Genomic DNA, 20098 nt, shown 5'->3' with positions numbered 1-20098 from the left:
CTCGACGGCCGTCCTGTACGGTCGTACAGGACTACGATAAAGCAGGAAATATCCGGAGAGGGATGCATCACATGGAAATGAGATGATGACCACACCCGACGACACCCGGACCCGGATCCTGGCCGCGGCCAGAGAGCTGTTCGCCGAGCGCGGTTACGCGGGCACCTCGCTGGCCGACATCGCCGCGGCCGTGGGCCTGACCAAGACCGCCGTCGCCTACCACTTCCACCCCAAAGACCGGCTGGCCTCCGAGTTACTCGCGCCGGCGGGGGACGACATGCTGGCGCTGCTCGGGACCGACTTCCCGAGCAGGCAGGCGTTCGTCGACGCGCTGGTGACCTTCGCGGTGCGCTACCGCTCGGTGATCCGCCTGTTCATGGAGGACCTGGCCGCCGAGGACCCCGGCGCGCCGGAGTCGGAGCGCGCGACGGTCAGGACGTTCAGGGACGAGATCTTCAGCAGGCTCGTGGGCGACGACCCCACCCCGGAGGCCAGGCTGAAGAGCTGGGCCCTGCTCGGCGCGCTGCAGTGGGGCGCGGTCAGGACGATGGACCTGCCGGAGGAGCAGGTGCGCCAGGTGCTGCTGGAGGCGTGCCGGGCGTTCTAGAGACCCAGCACCTCCCGTTCGACGTGGTCGAGCGCGAGGCGTACGGCGCCCAGCGCCACACCCTCGTCCCCGAACGTGGAGGCCACCATCTCCGGCACGCTCACGCACAGCTCGGCCAGGTGCCGTCGGAGCGGTTCGAGCAGCACGTCGCCGGCCCGCGAGTGGCCGCCGCCCAGCACCAGCAGGTCGGGGTCGACGGCCAGCGCGAGCGCCGAGGCGCCGATCGCGAGGTTCTCGGCGTAGCGGTCGACCCGCCGCGCCGCGTCGCGGTCGCCCGCCAGCGCCGCCTCGAACACCTCGGCCGCCGAGGCGTCCTTGACCAGCTCGCGGGCCGCGTCCTCCCAGCCGACCTGGCGCAGCGTGCCGATCTCGCCGGCGGCCCCGTTGCGCCCCGGGTGCAGCCGCCCGTCGATGAGGATGCCCGCGCCCGCCCGGTGGCCGACGAGCACGTACACGACGTCGGAGGCGTGCTGCGCGCTGCCGCGCCAGTGCTCGGCGAGCGCGGCGAGGTTGGCGTCGTTGGCTGCCAGCGCCGGGCAGCCGAACCAGCGCCCGGCGCGCTCCGCCAGGTCCACGCCCGTCCAGCCGGGCAGCGTGATCGACAGCGTCACCCGGCCGGTGCGGTCCACGATGCCCGGAGTGCCCGCCGCGACCGCCCAGACCCGCCTGCGCACGACGCCCGCGCCGTCCACGCACTTCAGCGCCGTACGCCGGGCCGCCTCCAGCCGCTCGTGGGCCGCGGCGCCGCCGGAGACGCCGGCCCGCTCCCAGGCGATCACCTCGCCGTCGAGGTCGGCCAGCGCGGCCACGATCGCCTCGCCGCCGACCTCCACGCCCACCACGTAACCGGCATCCGCGCGGAACCCGAACCGCCGCGCGGGCCGCCCCATCACGCCCTCGTCGGGCGGCACCTCCCTGACGTAGCCGCGCTCGCCCAGCTCGTCGAGCACCGCCTCCACCGTCTGCCTGGACAGGCCGGTGACGCGGCCGAGCCGGGTCAGCGTGGCCACGCCCTCGTGGCGCAGGGCCCGGAGCGTGACCTGGGTGTTCACCTTGCGCAGCAGCGACGCGTCACCCGGGCGAAGCTCGGTCAACTTATGAGACCCTCCCCCGTAACTCCCCCATTGACGGACACCGGCCAGGATCCTAGCATCGGCCGACATACGTGAACTGGTTACATATGTGGAGGCGCTATGGTCACGCTCGCCGTCGTCGGCGCGGGTTCGCGGGGTTCCTCCTACGCCCGCCACGCCGCCGGGAGCGGCCGGGCGCGAGTGGTCGCGGTGGCCGACCCGCTGGCGGCCCGCCGCGCCGGCTTCCCGGAGGCCGAGCCGTACGCGGACTGGCGCGAGCTGGCCGCGCTCCCCCGCCAGGCGGACGCGGTGATCATCGCGACCCAGGACAGGGACCACGTCGAGCCCGCGGTGCGCTTCGCCGAGCTGGGCTACGACATCCTGCTGGAGAAGCCGATGGCGGTCTCCGAGGACGACTGCCGGCGCGTCGTCGAGGCCGCCGGACGGTCCGACGCCGTCTTCGCCGTCTGCCACGTGCTGCGGTACACGCCGTACACGCGGGCGCTGAAGGCGCTGCTGGACGAGGGCAGGATCGGCGAGATCGTCAGCATCCAGCACCTGGAGCCGGTCGGGTGGTGGCACCAGGCGCACTCGTACGTGCGGGGCAACTGGCGCCGCTCCGACGAGTCCACGTTCATGCTGCTGGCCAAGTCGTGCCACGACCTCGACTGGCTGGTGTACCTCACCGGCAGGCAGGTCACGCGCGTGTCGTCGTTCGGCGGGCTCAAGCACTTCCGCCCGGACAACCGCCCGGAGGGCGCCGCCGACCGCTGCCTGGACTGCGCGGTCGAGGCGACGTGCCCGTACTCGGCCAAGCGCATCTACCTGCCGCTGGCCGGGCGCGCGCGGTGGCCGGTGACGGTGCTCACCGACGACGTCTCCGAGGCCGGCGTGCTGGAGGCGCTCAGGACGGGCCCGTACGGCAGATGCGTGTACGCCTGCGACAACGACGTGGTCGACCACCAGGTCGTGAACATGGAGTTCGAGGGCGGCACGACCGCGTCGTTCACCATGACCGCCTTCACCCCCGCCCTCCACCGGCAGACCCGGATCTTCGGCACCAGGGGCTGGATCGAGGGCGACGGCGACCGCCTGACCGTCTTCGACTTCGTCACCGGCCGCGAGGAGACCGTCGACACCCGCTCCACGGGGGACCCGACGGCTCGGGGCGGCCACGGGGGCGGTGACGAGGGGCTGGTCGACGCGTTCCTGACCGCGGTCGCCACCGGAGACCGCTCCTCGATCCTCTCCTCGCCGGGCGAGAGCCTGCACAGCCATCTCATCGCCTGGGCCGCCGAGAGGTCGCGGCTGCACGGCAAGACCGTCACCCTGGAGTGACCTCGCGGCGGGTCACTCCTCCGAGGTCGGCCCGGTGGTGGGGGTCTCCCCGGGCTCGCCCGGGTCCGGGCCCGACTGGGCGGCCACGCCGAAGGTGATCTCGATCGCGCTTCCCGGCCTGGCGCAGGCGCCGGGCTGGAGGCTCTGGTCGAGGACCGTGCCCACCCGCGACTCGTCGTCCACGACCTGGCCCTTCGCCCGCACCGTGAATCCGGCCGCGACCAGCGCTGCCCGCCCGTCCTCCAGCGCCTGGCCGACGACGGACGGGACCGTGGCGCCGTTGCGCGCGACCGTGAGCGCCACCGAGGTGCCGCCCGTGACGCGCCGGCCCGCCTTGGGCTGCGTGGAGAGCACCTGCCCCTCCGGCCGGTCGGTGCAGGAGCGGGTGACGGCGCCCACCGCCAGGCCCGCGCCCGCGAGTGCGCCCTCCGCGGCCTTGCGCTGCAGGCCCGTGACCGCCGGGACGGGCACCCCGGCCGACACCTCCAGCGAGACCTTGCTGCCCCTGGCCACCAGCACTCCCGGGGCGGGCTGGGCGCTGAGGACCTGGCCGATCCGCTTCGGCGAGTCGAGCTGGGTGACGGTGCCGAGCACCAGCCCGGCCTGTTTGATCGCCTTCGTGGCCGCGCCCTTGTCCATCCCCGCCAGGGCCGGGACCGGAACCGGGGCCGGGGCCGGGCGCTCCGCCGGCGGCTGCGTCGTGGGGCCGCGCGCCTCCAGCGTCCCCGTGGTCTTGAGCGGCACCTTCTGCGCGGTCGTCTTGTCCGCCGGAGGCCGGGACTTCACCGGATCCGACTGCGGTGGGACCGAGGGGCCGGCCCCCTGCGGCGCCTGGGGCCGCTCGGCCGGGTTCGCCGCGGGTATGTGGGCGGTGAGCAGCACGGCGGCCGTCACCAGCAGGGCCGCGCAGACCGCGATGGCGGCCCTCGGCCAGGCGAGCCTGGACGCCCTCGCCGGCGATGGATCGTTCCCCGGGCCGGAGCCTGCGGGTAACGACGCGGGCGCGGGCAGGCTCTCTTCCGTGGGCGTGGAGGCGCCGGCCTCCCCCGCGGGCGTGGCGGCGCCGGAGCCGGGCAGCAGGTAGCCGCCGGCCATCCCCGTGGCCTCCGGCTCGGCCATCGGCGCCCGCTCCGACGAGCGCTGCTCGGGCACCAGCGGCGGGACCCGCAGGATGTGGGCCGGCGGCGAGCTCAGCACCTCCGACGGCACCTCCGACTCCCCCAGCAGCTCGAACAGCAGGTCCCTGCTGGTGGGCCGGTTTCGCGCGTCCTTGTCCAGGCACGCCTCCACGAGGGTCCGCAGCCGCCCGTCCAGGCGTCCCAGCTCGGGCGGCGCGGTCAGGATGCGGTGCAGCACCGGCGCGACCGAGTCCTGCCCGAACGGCGCCGTGGCGTTGGCCGCGAAGCACATCGTCGCGCCCCACGAGAACACGTCCGCCGCCCCCGTGACGGCTGAGGCCGTGATCTGCTCGGGCGCCATGTAGGCGGGCGTGCCCACCCCGCGCCCGCTCACCGTGGCCGCCGCGTCCAGCGCCTTGGCCAGGCCGAAGTCGATGACACGCGGTCCGTCGGAGCCGAGCAGCACGTTCTGCGGCTTGAAGTCGCGGTGCACGATCCCGGCCCGGTGGATGGCCGTGAGCGCGGTCACCGTGCTGACCGCCAGCCGCTCCAGCGCCCCACCCCGCCGCGGTCCGGTGAGCGCCACCTCCCGGTGCAGCGACGGCCCGTCGACGTATTCGCTGACGATGTACGGACGCCCCTCGTCGAACCCGGCGTCGATCACCTGGGCGGTGCAGAACCTCGCCACGTGCTTGGCCAGCTCGACTTCCCGCAGGAACGCCGCCCGCTCGTCACCCACGGGCCCGTGCAGCAGCTTGACCGCGTAGGTCTCCCCGCTCCTCGAGCCGAGGAAGACCGCGCCCTGACCACCTTCACCCAGCCGTCCGGACAGCTCGTACTGTCCGAGTCGCTGCGGGTCCCCCGTTCTGAGCGGCTGCGCCGTCGGCACGGGCGTCTCCCCTCGCCGCCACCCTCGCCTGCCTTCTACTGAAAGCAACGGGCCGCCCCGAGTCAACGGTGGTCAGGGCAATCGCCGCCTGACCGTGACACAGCTGGTCAGGATGCCCGGGTGACCTTGCCCGAATAGGTCACCTCGTCCTTACCTTCGCGCGTCACCTTGATGTCCATCTGGTTCGATGCCGACGTCGGGATCATCCGCAATGTCCCCGGATAGCACTCGTTGCCCGTGACCCGGTCGAGGGTGAAGACCATGCCGCTCCCCTGCCGCACGAGCCGTCCCGAGCAGTGCAGGTCCGCGCCCCACAGCATGGCCCCGCCGTCGTTGTCGGGGCCCAGGCGCAGCTCGACGGGGAAGACCCGCTGGGCGGTGAAGTGCTCGGCCGTGCCCGTCCACGTCCCCACCAGCCCCGGGTCCTGAGCCCCGCGCAGCCAGAACACGAACCCGGCCACCGCCATGGCCACGCCCGCCGCGGCCACGACCACCTGCCAGACCCGCACCCGCCTGCGGGGCGGGGGCCCGGGAGCGGTGTCGCGGCTGACGGCGGGGAAGCTCGTCGTGGGGTCGGGGTCGTGGATGCGCCCCGGCTCGACGCCGGGCGGCGCGGTCTCCATGACCAGCCGGAGCCCGGCGGTGCTCAGCTCGCGATCGGCGGGCGTCCGGCCGGACTCAGTCGTGGACGGGACAGCGGCGGAGGGGCCGACGGCGGCCTGGGCGCCCGAGGACAGCACGTCGCCCCCCGCCGCCTGTCCCAGCAGCCGCCGCAGCACCTCCTCCGCGTCCGGCCGCTCCCCCGGCTCCGGCGCCAGGCAGGCCGCCACGATCTCCCGCAGCCGCCCGGTCAGCGGCCCGAGGTCCGCCTTCCCGTACAGGATCCTGGCCAGGACCTCCTGGTAGGTGTCCGCCGTGTACGCGTGCCGCCCCGTGGCCGTGTACACGACCGTCAGCCCCCACGCCCACAGGTCGGCGGGCGGCCCGGCGAGCTCGCCCTTGATGCGCTCGGGCGACAGGTACGCCGGGGTGCCGACGGGTATCGCGTTGGTGGTGGCCGTGGTGTCCATGAGCCGGGACACCCCGAAGTCGATCACCCGCGGCCCGTCGATCCCGAGCAGCACGTTGCCCGGCTTGAAGTCCCGGTGGACCACCCCGGCCCGGTGGATGGCCCCGAGCGCGGTGGCGGTGCCGATGGCCAGGCGTTCGAGCGACCCGCCCAGGCGCGGCCCCTTGGCGACCACGTGCTCCAGCAGCGAAGGGCCCTCGACGTACTCGCTGACCAGGTAGGGCCGGTCGCCCTCGAGATCGGCGTCGAGCAGCTGCGCCGTGCAGAACGCGGCCACCCTGCGGACCGCCTCGACCTCTCCCAGGAACCTGCGCCGCACGTCGGGGTCGCCCGACAGGCTCGCGTGCAGCAGCTTGATCGCGACCTGGGCGCCCTGCTCGGAGTGGCCGAGGTAGACGACGCCCTGCCCGCCCTGGCCGAGCCTGCGCGACAGGCGGTACGATCCCAGCTGTCGCGGATCATCGGCTCGGAGTGCGGACATATCTCCTGATTATGCCGGGCAATCGATCAGCCGCGCATAATCATCGAGGATCGGCAGCACCGTATCCGCAGGGGCGCTGGGCAAGCTGGCCACCGCCTCCTCGATGCCGAGCCCGGCGTAGTAGTCGAGCTTCTCCTTCGTCGGCAGCGTCCCGAACGGGATCACCTTGGCCATCGGCCGCCCGGCCTTATCGCACGCCTCGCGGAGCATCGGCAGCGCCGCCCTGATCCCCTTGCCGCCGATCGGCATCCAGCCCTCGGCGTACTCGGCGACGTGGGCGAACAGCTTCGGCCCCGCCGCGCCGCCCACGTACACCGGCGGCTCCCGGAGCGGCTTGGGCCAACTCCAGGACGGCTCGAACCCGTCGAACGAGGCCACCTCGTCCCGCCACAGCGCCTGCATGGCGAGCACGTTCCGCCTGGCCACCTCGCGGCGGCGCGCGTACGGGACGCCGTGGTTCTCGATCTCCTCGACGTTCCAGCCGAAGCCGACCCCGACCACGACGCGTCCCCCCGCGAGGTGGTCAAGCGTGGCGATGGCCTTCGCGGTCACGATGGGGTCGCGCTGGGCGGCGAGCAGGATGCCGGTGCCGACGCGCAGCCGGCGCGTCGCGGCGGCGGCGAAGGACAGGGCGACGAGCGGGTCGAGCGTGCGCTTGTACTCCTCGGGCAGCACGTCCTGCCCCGCCGCGGGAGGGGTGCGGCGCGAGACCGGGATGTGGGTGTGCTCGGGCACGTAGAGGGAGTCGAAGCCACGCTCCTCCGCGGCTCTGGCGAGGTCCTGGACCGGCATGGCCAGATCCGTGGTGAACATCGTGACCCCGAGTCTCATGGCACCTCCTCCTCGTGAACCAAGCGATTGCTCGGTTAAGATTTCCAGAGTACCTTGCAGAGGACCATTCCGCGGAAAGAGGTCTCCGGTGAAGTTTTCTATCTTCCTGAATCCGCAGATTCCCGGCTCCGGGTACGCGGCCGAGGAGAACGCCAAGGCCAGACGACCGATCGGGCGCGACACGGAGTCGTACCAGAAGCTGCTGCACGAGGTGCGGGAGATAGCCGTGCACGCCGACCAGCTCGGGTTCGACGCGCTCATGATGACCGAGCACCACTTCCACTCGGAGGGCATGGAGTTCTCGGTCAACCCCCTGATGTTCCTCACCGACCTCGCCGCCAGGACCGAGCGGATCCTGCTGGCGCCGCTCGGCCTGGTGCTGCCCGCCTGGGACCCGATCAGAGCCGCCGAGGACGTGGCGCTGCTCGACCAGTTCTCCAAGGGACGCCTGCGGCTGGGCGTGGCGCGCGGCTACCAGAACCGGTGGATGAACGTGCTGGGCCAGCGCTGGCACGCCGCCGCCGCGCGCTCCGACGGGTCGGCCTCCGACACGCGGAACTTCGACGTCTTCGGCGAGGTGCTGAAGATCATGAAGCTGGCGTGGACGCAGGAGACGCTGCGCTACAAGTCGGACGTGCTGGACTACCAGGTGCCGTACCCGTTCGAGGGCATCGAGGGATGGCCCGCGCTGGAGTGGACCCAGACGTTCGGCGCGCCGGGCGAGATCTCCGAGGACGGCAAGGTGCAGGCCGTCTCCGTCTGCCCCAGGCCGTACCAGAACCCCCACCCCGAGCTGTGGCAGCCGTTCACGATCTCGGACCGGTCGGTCATCAGGGCCGCCCAGGAGGACATCCTGCCGTGGATGTTCACCCCCAACCCCGACGACCACGCCGCCAAGGCCAAGCTCTACCAGGAGGAGTCGGCCAAGCAGGGCCGCCACTACAAGCTGGGCGAGCACACCGGCATCCTCAAGATCGTCGGCATCGCGGACACCACCGAGGAGGCCATCAACACCTTCGGCCGCAGCATCCCCAAGGACTTCGCCGCCTTCTTCGGCCCGTTCGGCTACCTGGAGGTGCTGCGCAAGAAGGAGGACGAGAAGCACAAGCCCATCTCCCCCGAGAAGGGCGACGCCAAGCGGATGAACGACGTGGAGATGGCGCTGTTCGGCACGCCGGACGACGTCAAGCGCGGCATCCAGCGCATGCTCGACCGCATGCCCGACCTGGAGTGGTTCGGGCTCTACATGCAGGGACAGCAGGGCGTGCTGCCGCTGGACACGGTCAAGCGGAACCTGGAGCTGTTCGCCACCAAGGTCATCCCGGAGTTCCAATGAGATTCTGGCTGGGGGCCTCGTTCGTCGACACCGACCAGTTCCTGGAACTCGCGCGGGCGGCCGAGCGGTGCGGGTTCGACACGCTGACGCTGTCGGACCACCTGTTCTACGCCGACTTCGCCTCGCCGTACCCGTACTCGCGCTCCGGCCGGCCGCGCTGGGACGCGCGTACGCACTGGCCGGACGTGTGGGTGACGATCGGCGCCATGGCGGCGGTGACCACGACCCTGCGCTTCTCCCCCAACGTCTACATCGCGCCCGCCCGCGACCTGTTCACCGTGGCCAAGCAGGTGTCCACGGCGGCGGTGCTGTCGAACGACCGGGTGACGTTCGGGGTCGGGGTGGGCTGGTGCAAGGAGGAGTTCGTCGGCACCGGGCAGGACTTCCACACGCGGGGACGGCGGCTGGACGCGATGATCCCGACGCTGCGCTCACTCTGGGCCGGCGAGACGGTCGCCCTGGACGGCCTGCCCGAGCTGTCGATCTCGCCCACCCCCGAGCGGCCGATCCCCGTCTACGTGGGCGGCGACAGCGACGCCGCCCTGCGCCGGGCCGCCCGGCTCGGTGACGGCTGGATCGGGAACCGGATCTACACGGAGGAGCAGTTCGACGTGGTGCTGGCCACGCTCCGCGGCCACCTCGACGAGAGCGGCCGCGGCGAACCCTTCGACATCATCGCGCCGCTCGCGGTGATGCCGGACGCCGACACCTACCGCCGCTTCGCCGCCAAGGGCGTCACCGGGACCATGGCGGCGCCGTGGTGGCTGGCCACCCCCGAGGAGAAGGCCAGGTACGGCGAGGGAACGCTGGACCTCAAGATCGCCACCATGGAGCGCTTCGCCGAGGAGGTCATCGCCAAGCTCTGACGTCACCGGGGCGGGCCGCGTCCGCGCCACCCGGCCTCTCTAGGCGCCCGGCCCCTCCTCGGCGAGGTTGCCCAGGATCCGCCGCAGCATGTCCGTGACCTGCGCGACCTCCTCCGGCGAGAACCCCGCGAACACCTGGTGGCTGATCCTGCCGAAGATCGGCGGCAAGCTGGGCACCAGCGCCCGCCCCTCGTCGGTCAGCTCGATGACGATCGAGCGCCGGTCCTCGGGATGCCGCTCCCGCCGCAGCAGCCCCTTGGCCTCCAGCCGGTCGAGCAGCCTGGTCATCCCGGCCGTGTCCGTGCCGAGCCGGCGTTTCAGCAGGCTGGGCGTGCCGCCGCCGCGCGAGGCGTGCAGCAGCAGCGCGGCCTGCTGCGCCGTGAGCCCGAGGGGCGCCAGGCGCCGCTCGGTCTCGGTGTTGAGCTCCCTGCCCACCTGCACGAGCAGCGACCCTCCCCCCAGCACCAGCTCGAACGTCGACTGCGGCGCACGGTTCTCGTCCATCTCCCGAGAATACTCCGTATAGACATTTACTGTCGCGACAGTTACAGTCGCGACATGACCGACACACATGTCTTGATCGTGGGAGGCGGAATCGCGGGATCGTGCCTTGCCCAGGGCCTGCGCCGGACCGGCCTCGCCGTCACCCTCTTCGAACGCGACCCCTCGGCCGCCCACCGCCCCCAGGGCTACCGCATCAGCCTCAAGGACACCGGCGCGCGGGCGCTGCGGGCCTGCCTGCCGGACCACCTGTTCGACCTGGCCGTGGCGACCTCCATCCGCCCGGCCACCCGCATGATCTTCATGGACTCCGGCCTGCGGCCCAAGTTCGCCAAGGACATCCCCGAGCAGCGGCCGGGCGTCGACGGCCTGGGCGTCAACCGGCTCACGCTCCGCGAGATCCTCCTGGCCGAACCGGCGGGCACGGGTGGGGGCACGGTCCGGTTCGGCATGGACTACCAGCGGTACGAGCGGCTCGACGGCGGCCGCGTGCGCGCCCACTTCGCGGGCGGCCACCAGGTGGACGGCGACCTGCTCGTGGGAGCGGAGGGCGTGGGCTCGCGGGTGCGGGCGCAGCTCCTGCCCGGCGCCGTGGTGGACGAGCTCGGCTGGACGCTGTACGGCCGGACGTGGATCACGCCCGAGCTGCTGGCCGCCACGCCACCCGAGCTGATCGACTCCTTCAACCGGGTCACCGCCCCCGACGGCACGGCCATCGGCATCGCCACCTGCCGCCCGCTCACCCCCGTGCCCGAGGCCGTGGCCCGCCACGCTCCCGGCACGCGCCTGACGGACGTGCCCGGCTACTTCTCATGGACGATGAGCGCGTCCGGCCCCCGGCCCGACGGCGTGCCCCCGGCCGGGCTGCACCGGCTGGCCATGGACACGGTGCGGGACTGGCACGAGGGCGTGCGGCGCATCGTGCGCGAGGCGGACCCGGAGGCGACGTTCGTGCTGCAGCTCCATTCGGCGCGGCGAGTGGAGCCCTGGGACGAGCCCGCGGTCACGCTGGTCGGCGACGCCGTGCACAGCATGAGCCCCGGCCGGGGCGAGGGCGCCAACGTGGGCCTGCGGGACGCCCACCTGCTGGGCGAGCTGCTCGCGGCCGCCGCGGCCGAGGGACGGCCCCTCTCCGCCGCCAAGGCCGGGTACGAGCGCCGCATGCTCGACTACGCCTTCACCGCCGTCGACGCCTCCCGCGACCACCCCTTCGCCCCCTTCCGCCGCCCGGCCGGCTGACCGGACCCGCCGCGGGCCGTCCCGTGAGGAAGAGGGGCAGGGATGGGCGATAGCCTTCCTCGTGTGCTGGAAAGGATCTCAGTCACCCGCTACGTGACCCCGCTGCGAGAGGGCGGTTCGCTGCCCGGCGTCGTCGAGGCCGACGACCTGGGCACGTACGTGGTGAAGTTTCGCGAGGCGGGCCAGGGCCGGCGGGTGCTCGTCGCCGAGATCGTCGCGGCCGAGCTGGGCCGCCGGCTCGGGCTCAGGGTCCCCGATCTCAAGCTCATCGTCCTCGACCCGCAGCTCGGCATCCGCGAGCCGGACGAAGAGGTACAGGACCTGCTCAAGGCCAGCACCGGACTCAACCTGGCGGTCGACTTCCTGCCGGGCGCGCTGGGGTTCGAGCCGCTGACCTGGCCGGCGGACCCGGATTTCGCGGCCAGGGTGGTGTGGTTCGACGGCCTCATCCACAACGTCGACCGCAGCTGGCGCAACCCCAACCTGCTGGTCTGGCACCGCGAGACCTGGCTGATCGACCACGGCGCGGCGCTCTGGTTCCACCACAACTGGCGCACGGCCGACCCCCAGCGGACGTTCGACGCGGGCGACCACGTGCTCGCGCCCTTCGCCGGCGACGTCGAGGCCGCGGGCGACCTGCTGGCCGCGCGGATCACGCGGGAGCTGCTGGAGAGCGTGACCGCGATGGTGCCCGACGAGTGGCTGGACGGCGAGCCGGGGTTCGACGGCCCGGGGGCGGTGCGCGCGGCGTACGTCGATCATCTGATGGAACGGGCGCACGGGCCGCGCGAGTGGCTCGTGCGCGGCGAGGCGAAGGTGCCGCGGAGCGGCCAGGGGTCGGTGGGCGAGTTCTGGCGGGGAGGCGGCAAGTGACCAGGGACGTCTACGAGTACGCGGTGATCCGCGTGGTGCCCAAGGTCGAGCGCGGCGAGCTGATCAACGCGGGCGTGCTCCTCTACTGCCAGCCGCGCGGCTACCTGTGCGCGCGGGTCGAGCTCGACTCCGCCCGGCTGCGGGCCCTCGACCCCAACGCCGATCTCGACGGGGTACGCCGTGCGCTCAGCGCGTACGAGCTGGCCTGCGGCGAGCGGCCCGGACCGCTGGCCGAGGAGTCGCTCGGCGGCAGGTTCCGCTGGCTCACCGCGCCGCGCAGCACCATCGTCCAGGCCGGGCCCGTGCACGCGGGCCTCACCGCCGACCCCGACACCGAGCTGGCCAGGCTCTTCGACAAACTCGTCCGTGTCTAGAAAAGGACGGACATGAAGGTGTCGACCTCCTGGAAGCCCACCTTGCGGTAGACGGCCCTGGCCGAGAGGTTGAAGTCGTTCACGTACAGCGTGACCACGGGGGCGAACAGGCTCCTCGCGGCCTCCACGACGGCGGCCATGCCGGCCACGGCATGGCCCTTCCCCCGCAGCTCGGGGGCGACCCAGACGCCCTGGATCTGGCACGCCTGCGGCGTGACGGCCCCGATCTCCGCCTTGAACACCACCCGGCCGTCGTCGATGCGCGCGTAGGAGCGGCCGATCCTGATCAGCTCGGCGACCCTGGTCCGGTAGAGCGCGCCGCCGTCGCCGAGGTTGGGCGAGACGCCGACTTCCTCGGTGAACATGGCCACGCAGGCGGGCAGCAGGATGTCGAACTCCTCCGGCCGCACCCGGCGTACCAGCGGATCGGCGGGCACCGGCGGCCGGCGCGAGGTGGCCATGACCGGCTGAGCCCAGCGGATGGCGCGCGCCCGGCCCCAGTGCGGCTCGAGACGCTCCCACAGCAGGGAGACGGCGTCGACCGGGCCCACGATGGAGGAGCAGCGGCGCCCCTGCTTGCGGGCACGGTCGGCGAAGGCGTGCACGGCCTCGGGGCCGGCGTTGACGGGCACCATGTTGGCCCCGGCGTAACAGAGTGACACAAGGCCGCCTCGCGCCCCGAACCCCCACATCTGCCCGCCCAGCCTCGCCGGATTGAGTCCGACGGCCCGCACTCTGGAGGAGACGAAGACGTTCGCGACCGGGTCGGTGTCCAGCAGGGCTAGGACCTCGTCCCGGTCGCTGTCGTCGAGCACGCGCGACGCCGATGTACGCAGCATCACAAAGGTCACACTACGCGAAGGGGCACCGATTGGCTCAGTGGGAGACGCCCACGGTAATCCTTTCTTGACGTCAGTCAGAGCCCAAGGGTGCCGAGGATCCCGAGGAGTCCGGCCGGAGGGCTCACGGCGTCCGCCGTCATGTGGGTCGACGGGCGCGGCTCGGGCTGCGCCGCACACTCCACGTCCCGCGCCGGCACCGTGCCGTCCCGCAGGTACGCCGCCAGGTGCTCGTCCACGCACTCGCTGCCGGACAGCGACACGCCGTGGTTGCCGCCGCCGTCGATCACCATGCCCGTGCGGACGAAGTGCCTGCGCATCTCCAGGGCGCCCTTGTACGGCGTCGCGGCGTCGTCACGGGACTGGATGAGGAGCACGGGCGGCAGGTTCGCCGAGCCCTGCACCTCGACCGGCGTCCCGCCCCGCACCGGCCAGAAGGCGCAGGGGGCGTTGAACCAGGCGTTCGGCCAGGTCAGGAACGGCGCCCGGCGGTGCAGCCGGGTCATGTCGTCGCGCCACTTCTCCCACTTGCGCGGCCACTTGGCGTCCGCGCACTGGACGCCCAGGTAGGAGGCGTAGCCGTTCTCGTCCGCCTTGTCGTCCTCGCCGTGCTTCTTGTAGATGTCGACCATGCCCTTCACGTCGCCCTGCCGCACGTACGCGGACCAGGCCGCGGCGAACGCGGGCCAGACCCGGTCGCTGTACCCGGCTACCGTGAAGGTGTCGTCCAGCTCGCTCGGCCCCAGGATGCCGCCGGCCGGGCGGGCCCGCAGCCGGTCGCGCATCGCGTAGTAGGCGAACGACGTCTGCTTGAGCGAGGTGCCCAGCCGGTAGACGTCGTTGTGCTTGGCCGTCCAGGCCAGGAACTGCCGGTGGCGGTGCTCGAAGGCGCCGTCCTGCCGGAGGTTGGCCTCGTACCAGACGCTCGTGGGGTCGACCGTGCTGTCCATGACCAGCCGCCTGACCCTGGCGGGGAAGAGCGTGGCGTAGACGGCGCCCAGGTAGGTGCCGTACGAGTAGCCGAGGTAGCTGATCTTCTGCTCGCCGAGGGCGGCGCGGATCGAGTCCATGTCCCTGGCGGAGTTCTCGGTGGTGAGGTGCGGCAGCAGCCAGGACCAGCGCGCGCCGCACCGGTCCGCGAACTCGCGCGCCCGGCTGATCAGCTCCCGCTCCTCGGCCGGCCCCTTCGGCACCGCGTCCGGCCTCGGGGCCTTGAAGAACACCGCCGGGTCCACGCAGTGCAGCGTCGGCTCGCTGCCCCCGACGCCGCGCGGATCGAACCCGACGATGTCGTAGCGCTCGCTCACGTCCGACGGCAGGGACGAGGCCACGTACTCGGCCAGACTCCGCCCCGGCGCGCCCGGCCCGCCCGGGTTCACCAGGAGCGCGCCCAGGTAGCCGGCGCTCCTGGAGACCCTGGCCCGGACGCGGTTGACGGCCAGCTCGATCGTCTGGCCCCACGGCTCCCGGTAGTCGAGCGGTACGCGCAGGGTGCCGCACTCCAGGTTGGCCGGCGCCGGCCTCCCGTTACTCCCTATCGGGCACGGCCCCCAGGCGATGGCCGCCGGCGCTTGTCTCGCACCGCTGGCCACCGCCCTCCCGTCCCCGCTGGCTATCCCTCCGACGAGCACCGCGACACCGGCGACAACCCCAACGACCCGCTTCACCCGGCCCCCTCCCTGTTCATAGGCCCTGCGATGCTCCCGTGAGCGACCGGGTGATCACGTTGCGTATGGGGAAAAGCTTGCCAATCTGTAATCGCTCGATTGCATGAAGTAACTGTGGTAGCCGTTAGCGGCCCGGCTACGCGTGTTCGGCCGTGTCGAAGAGGGCCTTGGCGGCGTCGCCGAAGTACGGGCCGTACATGGTGCGCTGGTCGTCGCTGTACTTGAAGCTGCTCACCGACGTGATCGTGCCCTTCCCCGTGGCCAGGTCGAACGTGGTCAGCCACGGCCCGCCGCTCGATCCCGCCGTCATCTCGCAGCCCAGCCCCTGGTCGCGGCTCTGCCCGTACGGGTCGGCCCGCAGCCGCCCCGCGCAGTAGACCAGGTGGTGCCCGTCGTACGGCGGGTCGGCCGGGTAGCCGAAGCCGAACACCTGGCCGCCGCGTGCGGGGTTGAAGGCGATCTCCTGCGTGCCCACCACGTCGGCCACGTGCCTGCCGCCGGACGTGGCCAGCGCGACCATGCCCACGTCGTAGTTGTCGTCGCCGCTGCGCGACCAGGGTCCGGCGACGAACATGCGGCGGGCCGCGTACTGCCCGAACCGCTGCGCGCCGCCCATCCCGTACGCCGGGACGAACGTCCAGTTGGCGGCCCATCCGCCCGTGCCGTCCTTGACGCAGTGCCCGGCGGTGACCACGACGTCCCTGTTGGCGCTGCGTACGGTGCTGGCCGAGCAGACGAAGTCCGCCCCGCGCACGGTCAGGAAGACGCGGCCGGTGGTCCTGGCCACGGCGCCGCCGGTGTTCCAGCGCGAGCCGACCGTGTTGGTCTCGGGCCGCCTGGCCGGGGCCCCCTGGTCCCTCGCCGCCGCCTGGTGCTGGAGCGTGCGGTCCCAGAGCGAGGCGGCCAGGCCGTCAGCCGCCATGCCCGTGGTCACGCCGTCCCCCCGCGGGGTCAGGCGCCGACTCGACACGTCATGAGCGGTGCGTACCTCCGTGCGGCCCGTCAGGCCGCTCAGCAGGCCCGAGCCGTCCGTCACGGTGTCCAGCAGGTCGATCGGCAGGGCCTTGGCCATGCGCTCCGGCGTCCAGTAGTCGAGCACGCGCCGCTGCTCGGCGGTGGTGCGGGCGGCCACGTGCTCGACTATCTCGTGACGCATCGCCCTGTGGTCGGGTCGGTCGGCCTGCTGCTGGCCGGGGGCCGCACCGAGGAGGGCGGGCCCGATCAGCCCCGCCAAAAGCGGGGCGGCCGCTAGCAGGGGGGTGCTCAAGGTCATGCCCCCCGAGTCTGCACCACGAGATGTGTTCTTGTGACTACTTTCGGTGAATGACTCAGAGTGCGTTGGTGCTCTGCGCCGCTTGGTAGACGCTCTGCGCCTCGTTCCCGAAATATGGGCCGAACATCCAGTTGGGGGCGAAGTTGTATTTGAAGCTGTTGACCGAATTCTGGGTGCCGAGGCCGGTCGACTCGTTGAAATTGAGCATCCAGGGACCGCCGCTCGACCCGCCGGTCATGTTGCAGGTCAGGCCGTGGTCCTCGCTGGCGAGGAAGTCGTCGAAGGTCCGCCCGCTGCAGTAGATGAGCTTCGAGCCGTCGTACGGCGCCGCCGCCGGGTAGCCGAACGCGTACATCTGCTGCCTTCTCCCCTGGTTGAACGCGACGCCCTGGCCGCCCACGACGTCCACCAGCGTCTTGCCCTCCAGCGGCGCCACGACGGCGGCGGCGACGTCGAAGTTGATGTCCTCGCTCGCGTTCCACTGCTGGGTGGTCAGCAGCTTCGTGGCCGGCCAGGTGCCGAAGGGGCGGTTGCCGTTGTTGTAGCCGGGCACGAAGACCCAGTTCGTGTGGAACGTTCCGTTCAGCTTGACGCAGTGGCCGGCGGTGAGGACCACGCTCTTGTTCGCGCTGGTCACCGCCGAGCCGGAGCAGGACGCGTTGCGTCCCTGCGTGGTGAAGAAGATCCGGCCGGTGGTCTTCACGACCGCGCCCGAGCCGGTCCACGGCTCGCCGGACGATCGGGCCGCCTGCGGCTCCACCCCGGCACGCGTCGCCCCGGTGGGCGGCGCGGTCCACGGGGTGCCCTCGGCAGGCTCTCCCAGCGCCGCCTTCGCCCCCTTCTTCGGGCCGGGCGCGTCCAGCGGCTGCGCTGCCTCCATCCGCTGCTCGGTCCAGTACGTCAGGACCTGCCGCTGCTCGGACACGGTGTCCGCGGCCGCGTGCTGGGTGGGCCTGGGCCGCACGCCGGCCTGCGCCCCACCGGCGGGCAACAGGACGGCGCCGCCGGTGGTGAGGGTGAGGATGGAAAGCAGAACGACTGCGCGGTGCATTACGTACCTCCCGAAAACCGGACCTGGGGTACGGAAGGTAGCCGTAGCAATATCCGGATTTCTCAAGATTTGCGCATACCGATATAGCCGTATTCCGGCATTAATTCACTGCGTTATCTCGGGTCACATAAGTGCCGGAATTCTGGCGCGGTCGGTGCCGCGTGCCCGAGCGCGCCCTGCAGCGGGGACAATGGACTGGTGCAAGAAGAGACCCTCCGATCCGTCGTGGTGCTCGGCTCCACCGGCTCCATCGGCACCCAGGCCCTCGATGTCGTCGCCGCCAACCCCGGCGGCTTCAAGGTCGCCGGGCTGGCGGCGGGTGGCGGCCGGGTCGACCTGCTGGCCAGGCAGGCGGCGGCGTTCGGCGTCGAGGCGGTCGCGGTGGCCGACGCGGCGGCCGTGCCCGCGCTGAAGGAAGCGCTGGCCGCGCACGGCGCGAAGCCCACGGTGCTCGGCGGCCCCGAGGGGGTCGCGGAGGTGGCGGCCTGGCAGTGCGACATGGTGCTCAACGGCATCACCGGCGCGCTCGGGCTGACCTCCACGCTGGTCGCACTGGAGGCGGGCAGGACCCTCGCGCTGGCCAACAAGGAGTCCCTGATCATCGGCGGCCCGCTGGTCAAGCGGCTCGCCAAGCCCGGCCAGATCCTCCCGGTCGACTCCGAGCACTCGGCGGTGCAGCAGTGCCTGTGGGCCTCGGGGCCCGACGGCTACGACCCCGACAGCGTCAAGCAGCTCGTGATCACCGCGAGCGGCGGGCCGTTCCGGGGGATGAAGCGCGAGGAGATGGCCGACGTCACGCCCGAGATGGCGCTGGCCCACCCCACCTGGTCGATGGGCCCGGTCATCACGATCAACTCCGCCACCCTGGTCAACAAGGGGCTGGAGGTCATCGAGGCGCACCTGCTGTTCGACTTGGGTTTCGACCGCATTGAGGTCGTGGTCCACCCGCAGTCGATCATCCACTCCATGGTGGAATACGTCGACGGCTCGACGGTGGCCCAGGCCAGCCCGCCCGACATGCGGCTGCCGATCGCGCTCGCGCTCAGCCACCCCCGCCGCGTCCCGGGCGCCGCGCGGGCCATCGACTGGACCAAGGCGCACACGTGGACGTTCGAACCCCTCGACGACGTCGCGTTCCCCTCCGTCGCGCTGGCCAGGCACGTCGGCGGCGAGGGCGGCACCGCGCCCGCCGTCTACAACGCGGCCAACGAGGCGTGCCTCGATGCGTTCATGCGGGGCGAGCTGCCGTTCCTGGCGATCGTCGACACCGTGGCCAAGGTGGTCGAGGAGCACCAGGTCACCCCGGCCGGCTCGGTCGAGGAGGTGCTCGCGGCCGACGCCTGGGCCCGGGCCCGCGCGATCGAGCTGTCCCGCTGACTACCTAGACTGGAAACCGTCGTCACAGTAAGGGTTGAAATGTCTTCTGTAGCTCTCGGCATCCCGACGGTCCGTCCCAAGCCGCTCGCCGAACGCCGACACTCCCGCCAGATCATGGTCGGCAGCGTGCCGGTGGGCGGCGACGCACCCGTCTCGGTGCAGTCGATGACGACCACGGTCACCGCCGACGTCAACGCCACGTTGCAGCAGATCGCGGAGCTCACGGCGTCCGGCTGCCAGATCGTACGCGTGGCCGTCCCGTCCCAGGACGACGCCGACGCGCTGCCGATCATCGCCAAGAAGTCGCAGATCCCGGTCATCGCCGACATCCACTTCCAGCCGAAGTACGTCTTCGCCGCCATCGAGGCGGGCTGCGCGGCGGTTCGGGTCAACCCCGGCAACATCAAGAAATTCGACGACAAGGTGGGCGAGATCGCCCGGGCGGCGGCCGACCACGGGGTGCCAATCCGCATCGGCGTCAACGCCGGGTCGCTCGACCCGCGCCTGCTGCAGAAGTACGGCAAGGCCACGCCCGAGGCCCTGGTGGAGTCGGCGCTCTGGGAGTGCTCGCTGTTCGAGGAGCACGGGTTCCGCGACATCAAGATCTCGGTCAAGCACAACGACCCGGTCGTGATGATCAACGCGTACCGGCTGCTCGCCGCCAAGTGCGACTACCCGCTCCACCTGGGCGTCACCGAGGCCGGCCCGGCCTTCCAGGGGACCATCAAGTCCGCCGTCGCCTTCGGCGCGCTGCTGGCGGAGGGCATCGGCGACACGATCCGCGTCTCCCTGTCCGCGCCTCCGGTGGAGGAGGTCAAGGTCGGCACCCAGATCCTGGAGTCGCTCGGGCTGCGCGAGCGCGGCCTGGAGATCGTCTCCTGCCCGTCGTGCGGCCGGGCCCAGGTGGACGTCTACACCCTCGCCGACCAGGTGCACGCCGGGCTTGAGGGCCTGAAGGTGCCGCTGCGGGTGGCCGTCATGGGCTGCGTGGTCAACGGCCCCGGGGAGGCCCGTGAGGCGGACCTGGGGGTGGCCTCGGGCAACGGCAAGGGGCAGATCTTCGTCAAGGGCGAGGTCATCAAGACGGTGCCGGAGTCGCAGATCGTGGAGACCCTGATCGAGGAGGCGCTCCGGCTGGCCGAGGAGATGGGCGTCGACGTCGACCTCGACGACGACTCCGGCCCCGTGGTCACCGTCAGCTGACCCACCGCGGGCGCCGGAGTGGCGTCGCATGCCGCCCGCCCCGCGGACGCTGCCACCAGCGCCGCAAAGGCGCGTCGAGCCCCGCAGGCTCCC

18 protein-coding genes are annotated in these 20098 nt (G+C 72.0%); 9 read left to right on the top strand and 9 right to left on the bottom strand.

The features are described 5' to 3' along the window. Nucleotides 1-82: 82 nt before the first annotated feature. Nucleotides 83-607, top strand: coding sequence for a TetR family transcriptional regulator (locus tag HD596_RS24585; protein WP_246554780.1), 525 nt, complete (start codon nt 83-85; stop codon nt 605-607). On the opposite strand, the gene HD596_RS24580 is transcribed toward HD596_RS24585, so the two are convergent. Continuing rightward, nucleotides 604-1701: an ROK family transcriptional regulator gene (locus tag HD596_RS24580; protein WP_221519496.1), complete on the bottom strand. Its 1098-nt coding sequence runs from the start codon at nt 1699-1701 to the stop codon at nt 604-606. The two genes, HD596_RS24585 and HD596_RS24580, sit on opposite strands and share 4 nt — an antisense overlap. Before the next feature lie 99 nt (nt 1702-1800). On the opposite strand from HD596_RS24580, the gene HD596_RS24575 reads away from it, so the two are divergent. Further along, a complete protein-coding gene (locus HD596_RS24575) occupies nt 1801-3018 on the top strand; it encodes a Gfo/Idh/MocA family protein (RefSeq protein ID WP_185071676.1) in 1218 nt (405 codons plus the stop codon). Nucleotides 3019-3030: 12 nt separating this feature from the next. On the opposite strand, the gene HD596_RS24570 is transcribed toward HD596_RS24575, so the two are convergent. From HD596_RS24570 to HD596_RS24560, 3 genes are all read right to left on the bottom strand, one after another. Continuing rightward, nucleotides 3031-5025 carry a serine/threonine-protein kinase gene (locus HD596_RS24570; protein ID WP_185071675.1) on the bottom strand — a complete coding sequence of 665 codons (1995 nt, stop codon included), beginning with the start codon at nt 5023-5025 and terminating at the stop codon, nt 3031-3033. Nucleotides 5026-5132: 107 nt separating this feature from the next. Then, nucleotides 5133-6575 (bottom strand): serine/threonine-protein kinase, encoded by a 1443-nt coding sequence (locus HD596_RS24565; RefSeq protein WP_185071674.1) that lies wholly within the window; start codon nt 6573-6575, stop codon nt 5133-5135. Nucleotides 6576-6584: 9 nt separating this feature from the next. After that, a complete protein-coding gene (locus HD596_RS24560; RefSeq protein WP_185071673.1) occupies nt 6585-7406 on the bottom strand; it encodes a TIGR03619 family F420-dependent LLM class oxidoreductase in 822 nt (273 codons plus the stop codon). Nucleotides 7407-7494: 88 nt separating this feature from the next. On the opposite strand from HD596_RS24560, the gene HD596_RS24555 reads away from it, so the two are divergent. Together HD596_RS24555 and HD596_RS24550 are read left to right on the top strand one after the other, a co-directional pair. Next, the gene (locus HD596_RS24555; protein WP_185071672.1) at nt 7495-8742 is read left to right on the top strand and encodes an LLM class flavin-dependent oxidoreductase; all 1248 of its coding nucleotides are present in this window, start codon (nt 7495-7497) and stop codon (nt 8740-8742) included. Further along, nucleotides 8739-9608 (top strand): TIGR03619 family F420-dependent LLM class oxidoreductase, encoded by an 870-nt coding sequence (locus HD596_RS24550; RefSeq protein ID WP_185071671.1) that lies wholly within the window; start codon nt 8739-8741, stop codon nt 9606-9608. Before HD596_RS24555 ends, HD596_RS24550 begins: the two co-directional genes overlap by 4 nt. Before the next feature lie 39 nt (nt 9609-9647). Here HD596_RS24550 and HD596_RS24545 read toward each other — a convergent pair whose 3' ends face one another. After that, on the bottom strand, nt 9648-10112 hold the full coding sequence (locus tag HD596_RS24545) for a MarR family winged helix-turn-helix transcriptional regulator (RefSeq protein WP_185071670.1): 465 nt from the start codon (nt 10110-10112) through the stop codon (nt 9648-9650). Between the two features lie 54 nt (nt 10113-10166). On the opposite strand from HD596_RS24545, the gene HD596_RS24540 reads away from it, so the two are divergent. From HD596_RS24540 to HD596_RS24530, 3 genes are read left to right on the top strand one after another with little or no spacing between them, the layout of a single operon-like run. After that, a complete protein-coding gene (locus tag HD596_RS24540) occupies nt 10167-11348 on the top strand; it encodes an FAD-dependent oxidoreductase (RefSeq protein WP_185071669.1) in 1182 nt (393 codons plus the stop codon). Between the two features lie 42 nt (nt 11349-11390). Next, on the top strand, nt 11391-12221 hold the full coding sequence (locus HD596_RS24535) for a HipA family kinase (protein ID WP_221519495.1): 831 nt from the start codon (nt 11391-11393) through the stop codon (nt 12219-12221). Continuing rightward, complete coding sequence (locus tag HD596_RS24530; protein ID WP_185071667.1) at nt 12218-12595, top strand: DUF3037 domain-containing protein; 378 nt, start codon at nt 12218-12220, stop codon at nt 12593-12595. Before HD596_RS24535 ends, HD596_RS24530 begins: the two co-directional genes overlap by 4 nt. Here the strand turns inward: HD596_RS24530 and HD596_RS24525 are convergent. From HD596_RS24525 to HD596_RS24510, 4 genes are all read right to left on the bottom strand, one after another. Next, nucleotides 12592-13434, bottom strand: coding sequence for a GNAT family N-acetyltransferase (locus tag HD596_RS24525; RefSeq protein WP_185078698.1), 843 nt, complete (start codon nt 13432-13434; stop codon nt 12592-12594). The two genes, HD596_RS24530 and HD596_RS24525, sit on opposite strands and share 4 nt — an antisense overlap. A 77-nt stretch (nt 13435-13511) precedes the next feature. Next, nucleotides 13512-15101, bottom strand: coding sequence for an alpha/beta hydrolase (locus HD596_RS24520; protein ID WP_185071666.1), 1590 nt, complete (start codon nt 15099-15101; stop codon nt 13512-13514). A 136-nt stretch (nt 15102-15237) separates the two neighbouring features. Beyond that, complete coding sequence (locus HD596_RS24515; protein ID WP_246554775.1) at nt 15238-16374, bottom strand: trypsin-like serine peptidase; 1137 nt, start codon at nt 16372-16374, stop codon at nt 15238-15240. A gap of 55 nt (nt 16375-16429) precedes the next feature. After that, on the bottom strand, nt 16430-17425 hold the full coding sequence (locus tag HD596_RS24510) for a trypsin-like serine peptidase (RefSeq protein WP_185071665.1): 996 nt from the start codon (nt 17423-17425) through the stop codon (nt 16430-16432). Nucleotides 17426-17623: 198 nt separating this feature from the next. Between HD596_RS24510 and dxr the strand changes: the two genes are divergently transcribed. Together dxr and ispG are read left to right on the top strand one after the other, a co-directional pair. After that, complete coding sequence (gene dxr, locus HD596_RS24505) at nt 17624-18802, top strand: 1-deoxy-D-xylulose-5-phosphate reductoisomerase (protein ID WP_185071664.1); 1179 nt, start codon at nt 17624-17626, stop codon at nt 18800-18802. Between the two features lie 39 nt (nt 18803-18841). Beyond that, complete coding sequence (ispG, locus tag HD596_RS24500) at nt 18842-20005, top strand: flavodoxin-dependent (E)-4-hydroxy-3-methylbut-2-enyl-diphosphate synthase (protein WP_185071663.1); 1164 nt, start codon at nt 18842-18844, stop codon at nt 20003-20005. Nucleotides 20006-20098: the final 93 nt, after the last annotated feature.

The sequence above is a fragment of the Nonomuraea jabiensis genome, from assembly GCF_014204795.1.
GTDB classification, from domain to species: Bacteria; Actinomycetota; Actinomycetes; order Streptosporangiales; family Streptosporangiaceae; genus Nonomuraea; species Nonomuraea jabiensis.
Note: the sequence above shows the minus strand (reverse complement) of the source record. Positions and strands in the feature narration are given on the sequence as shown.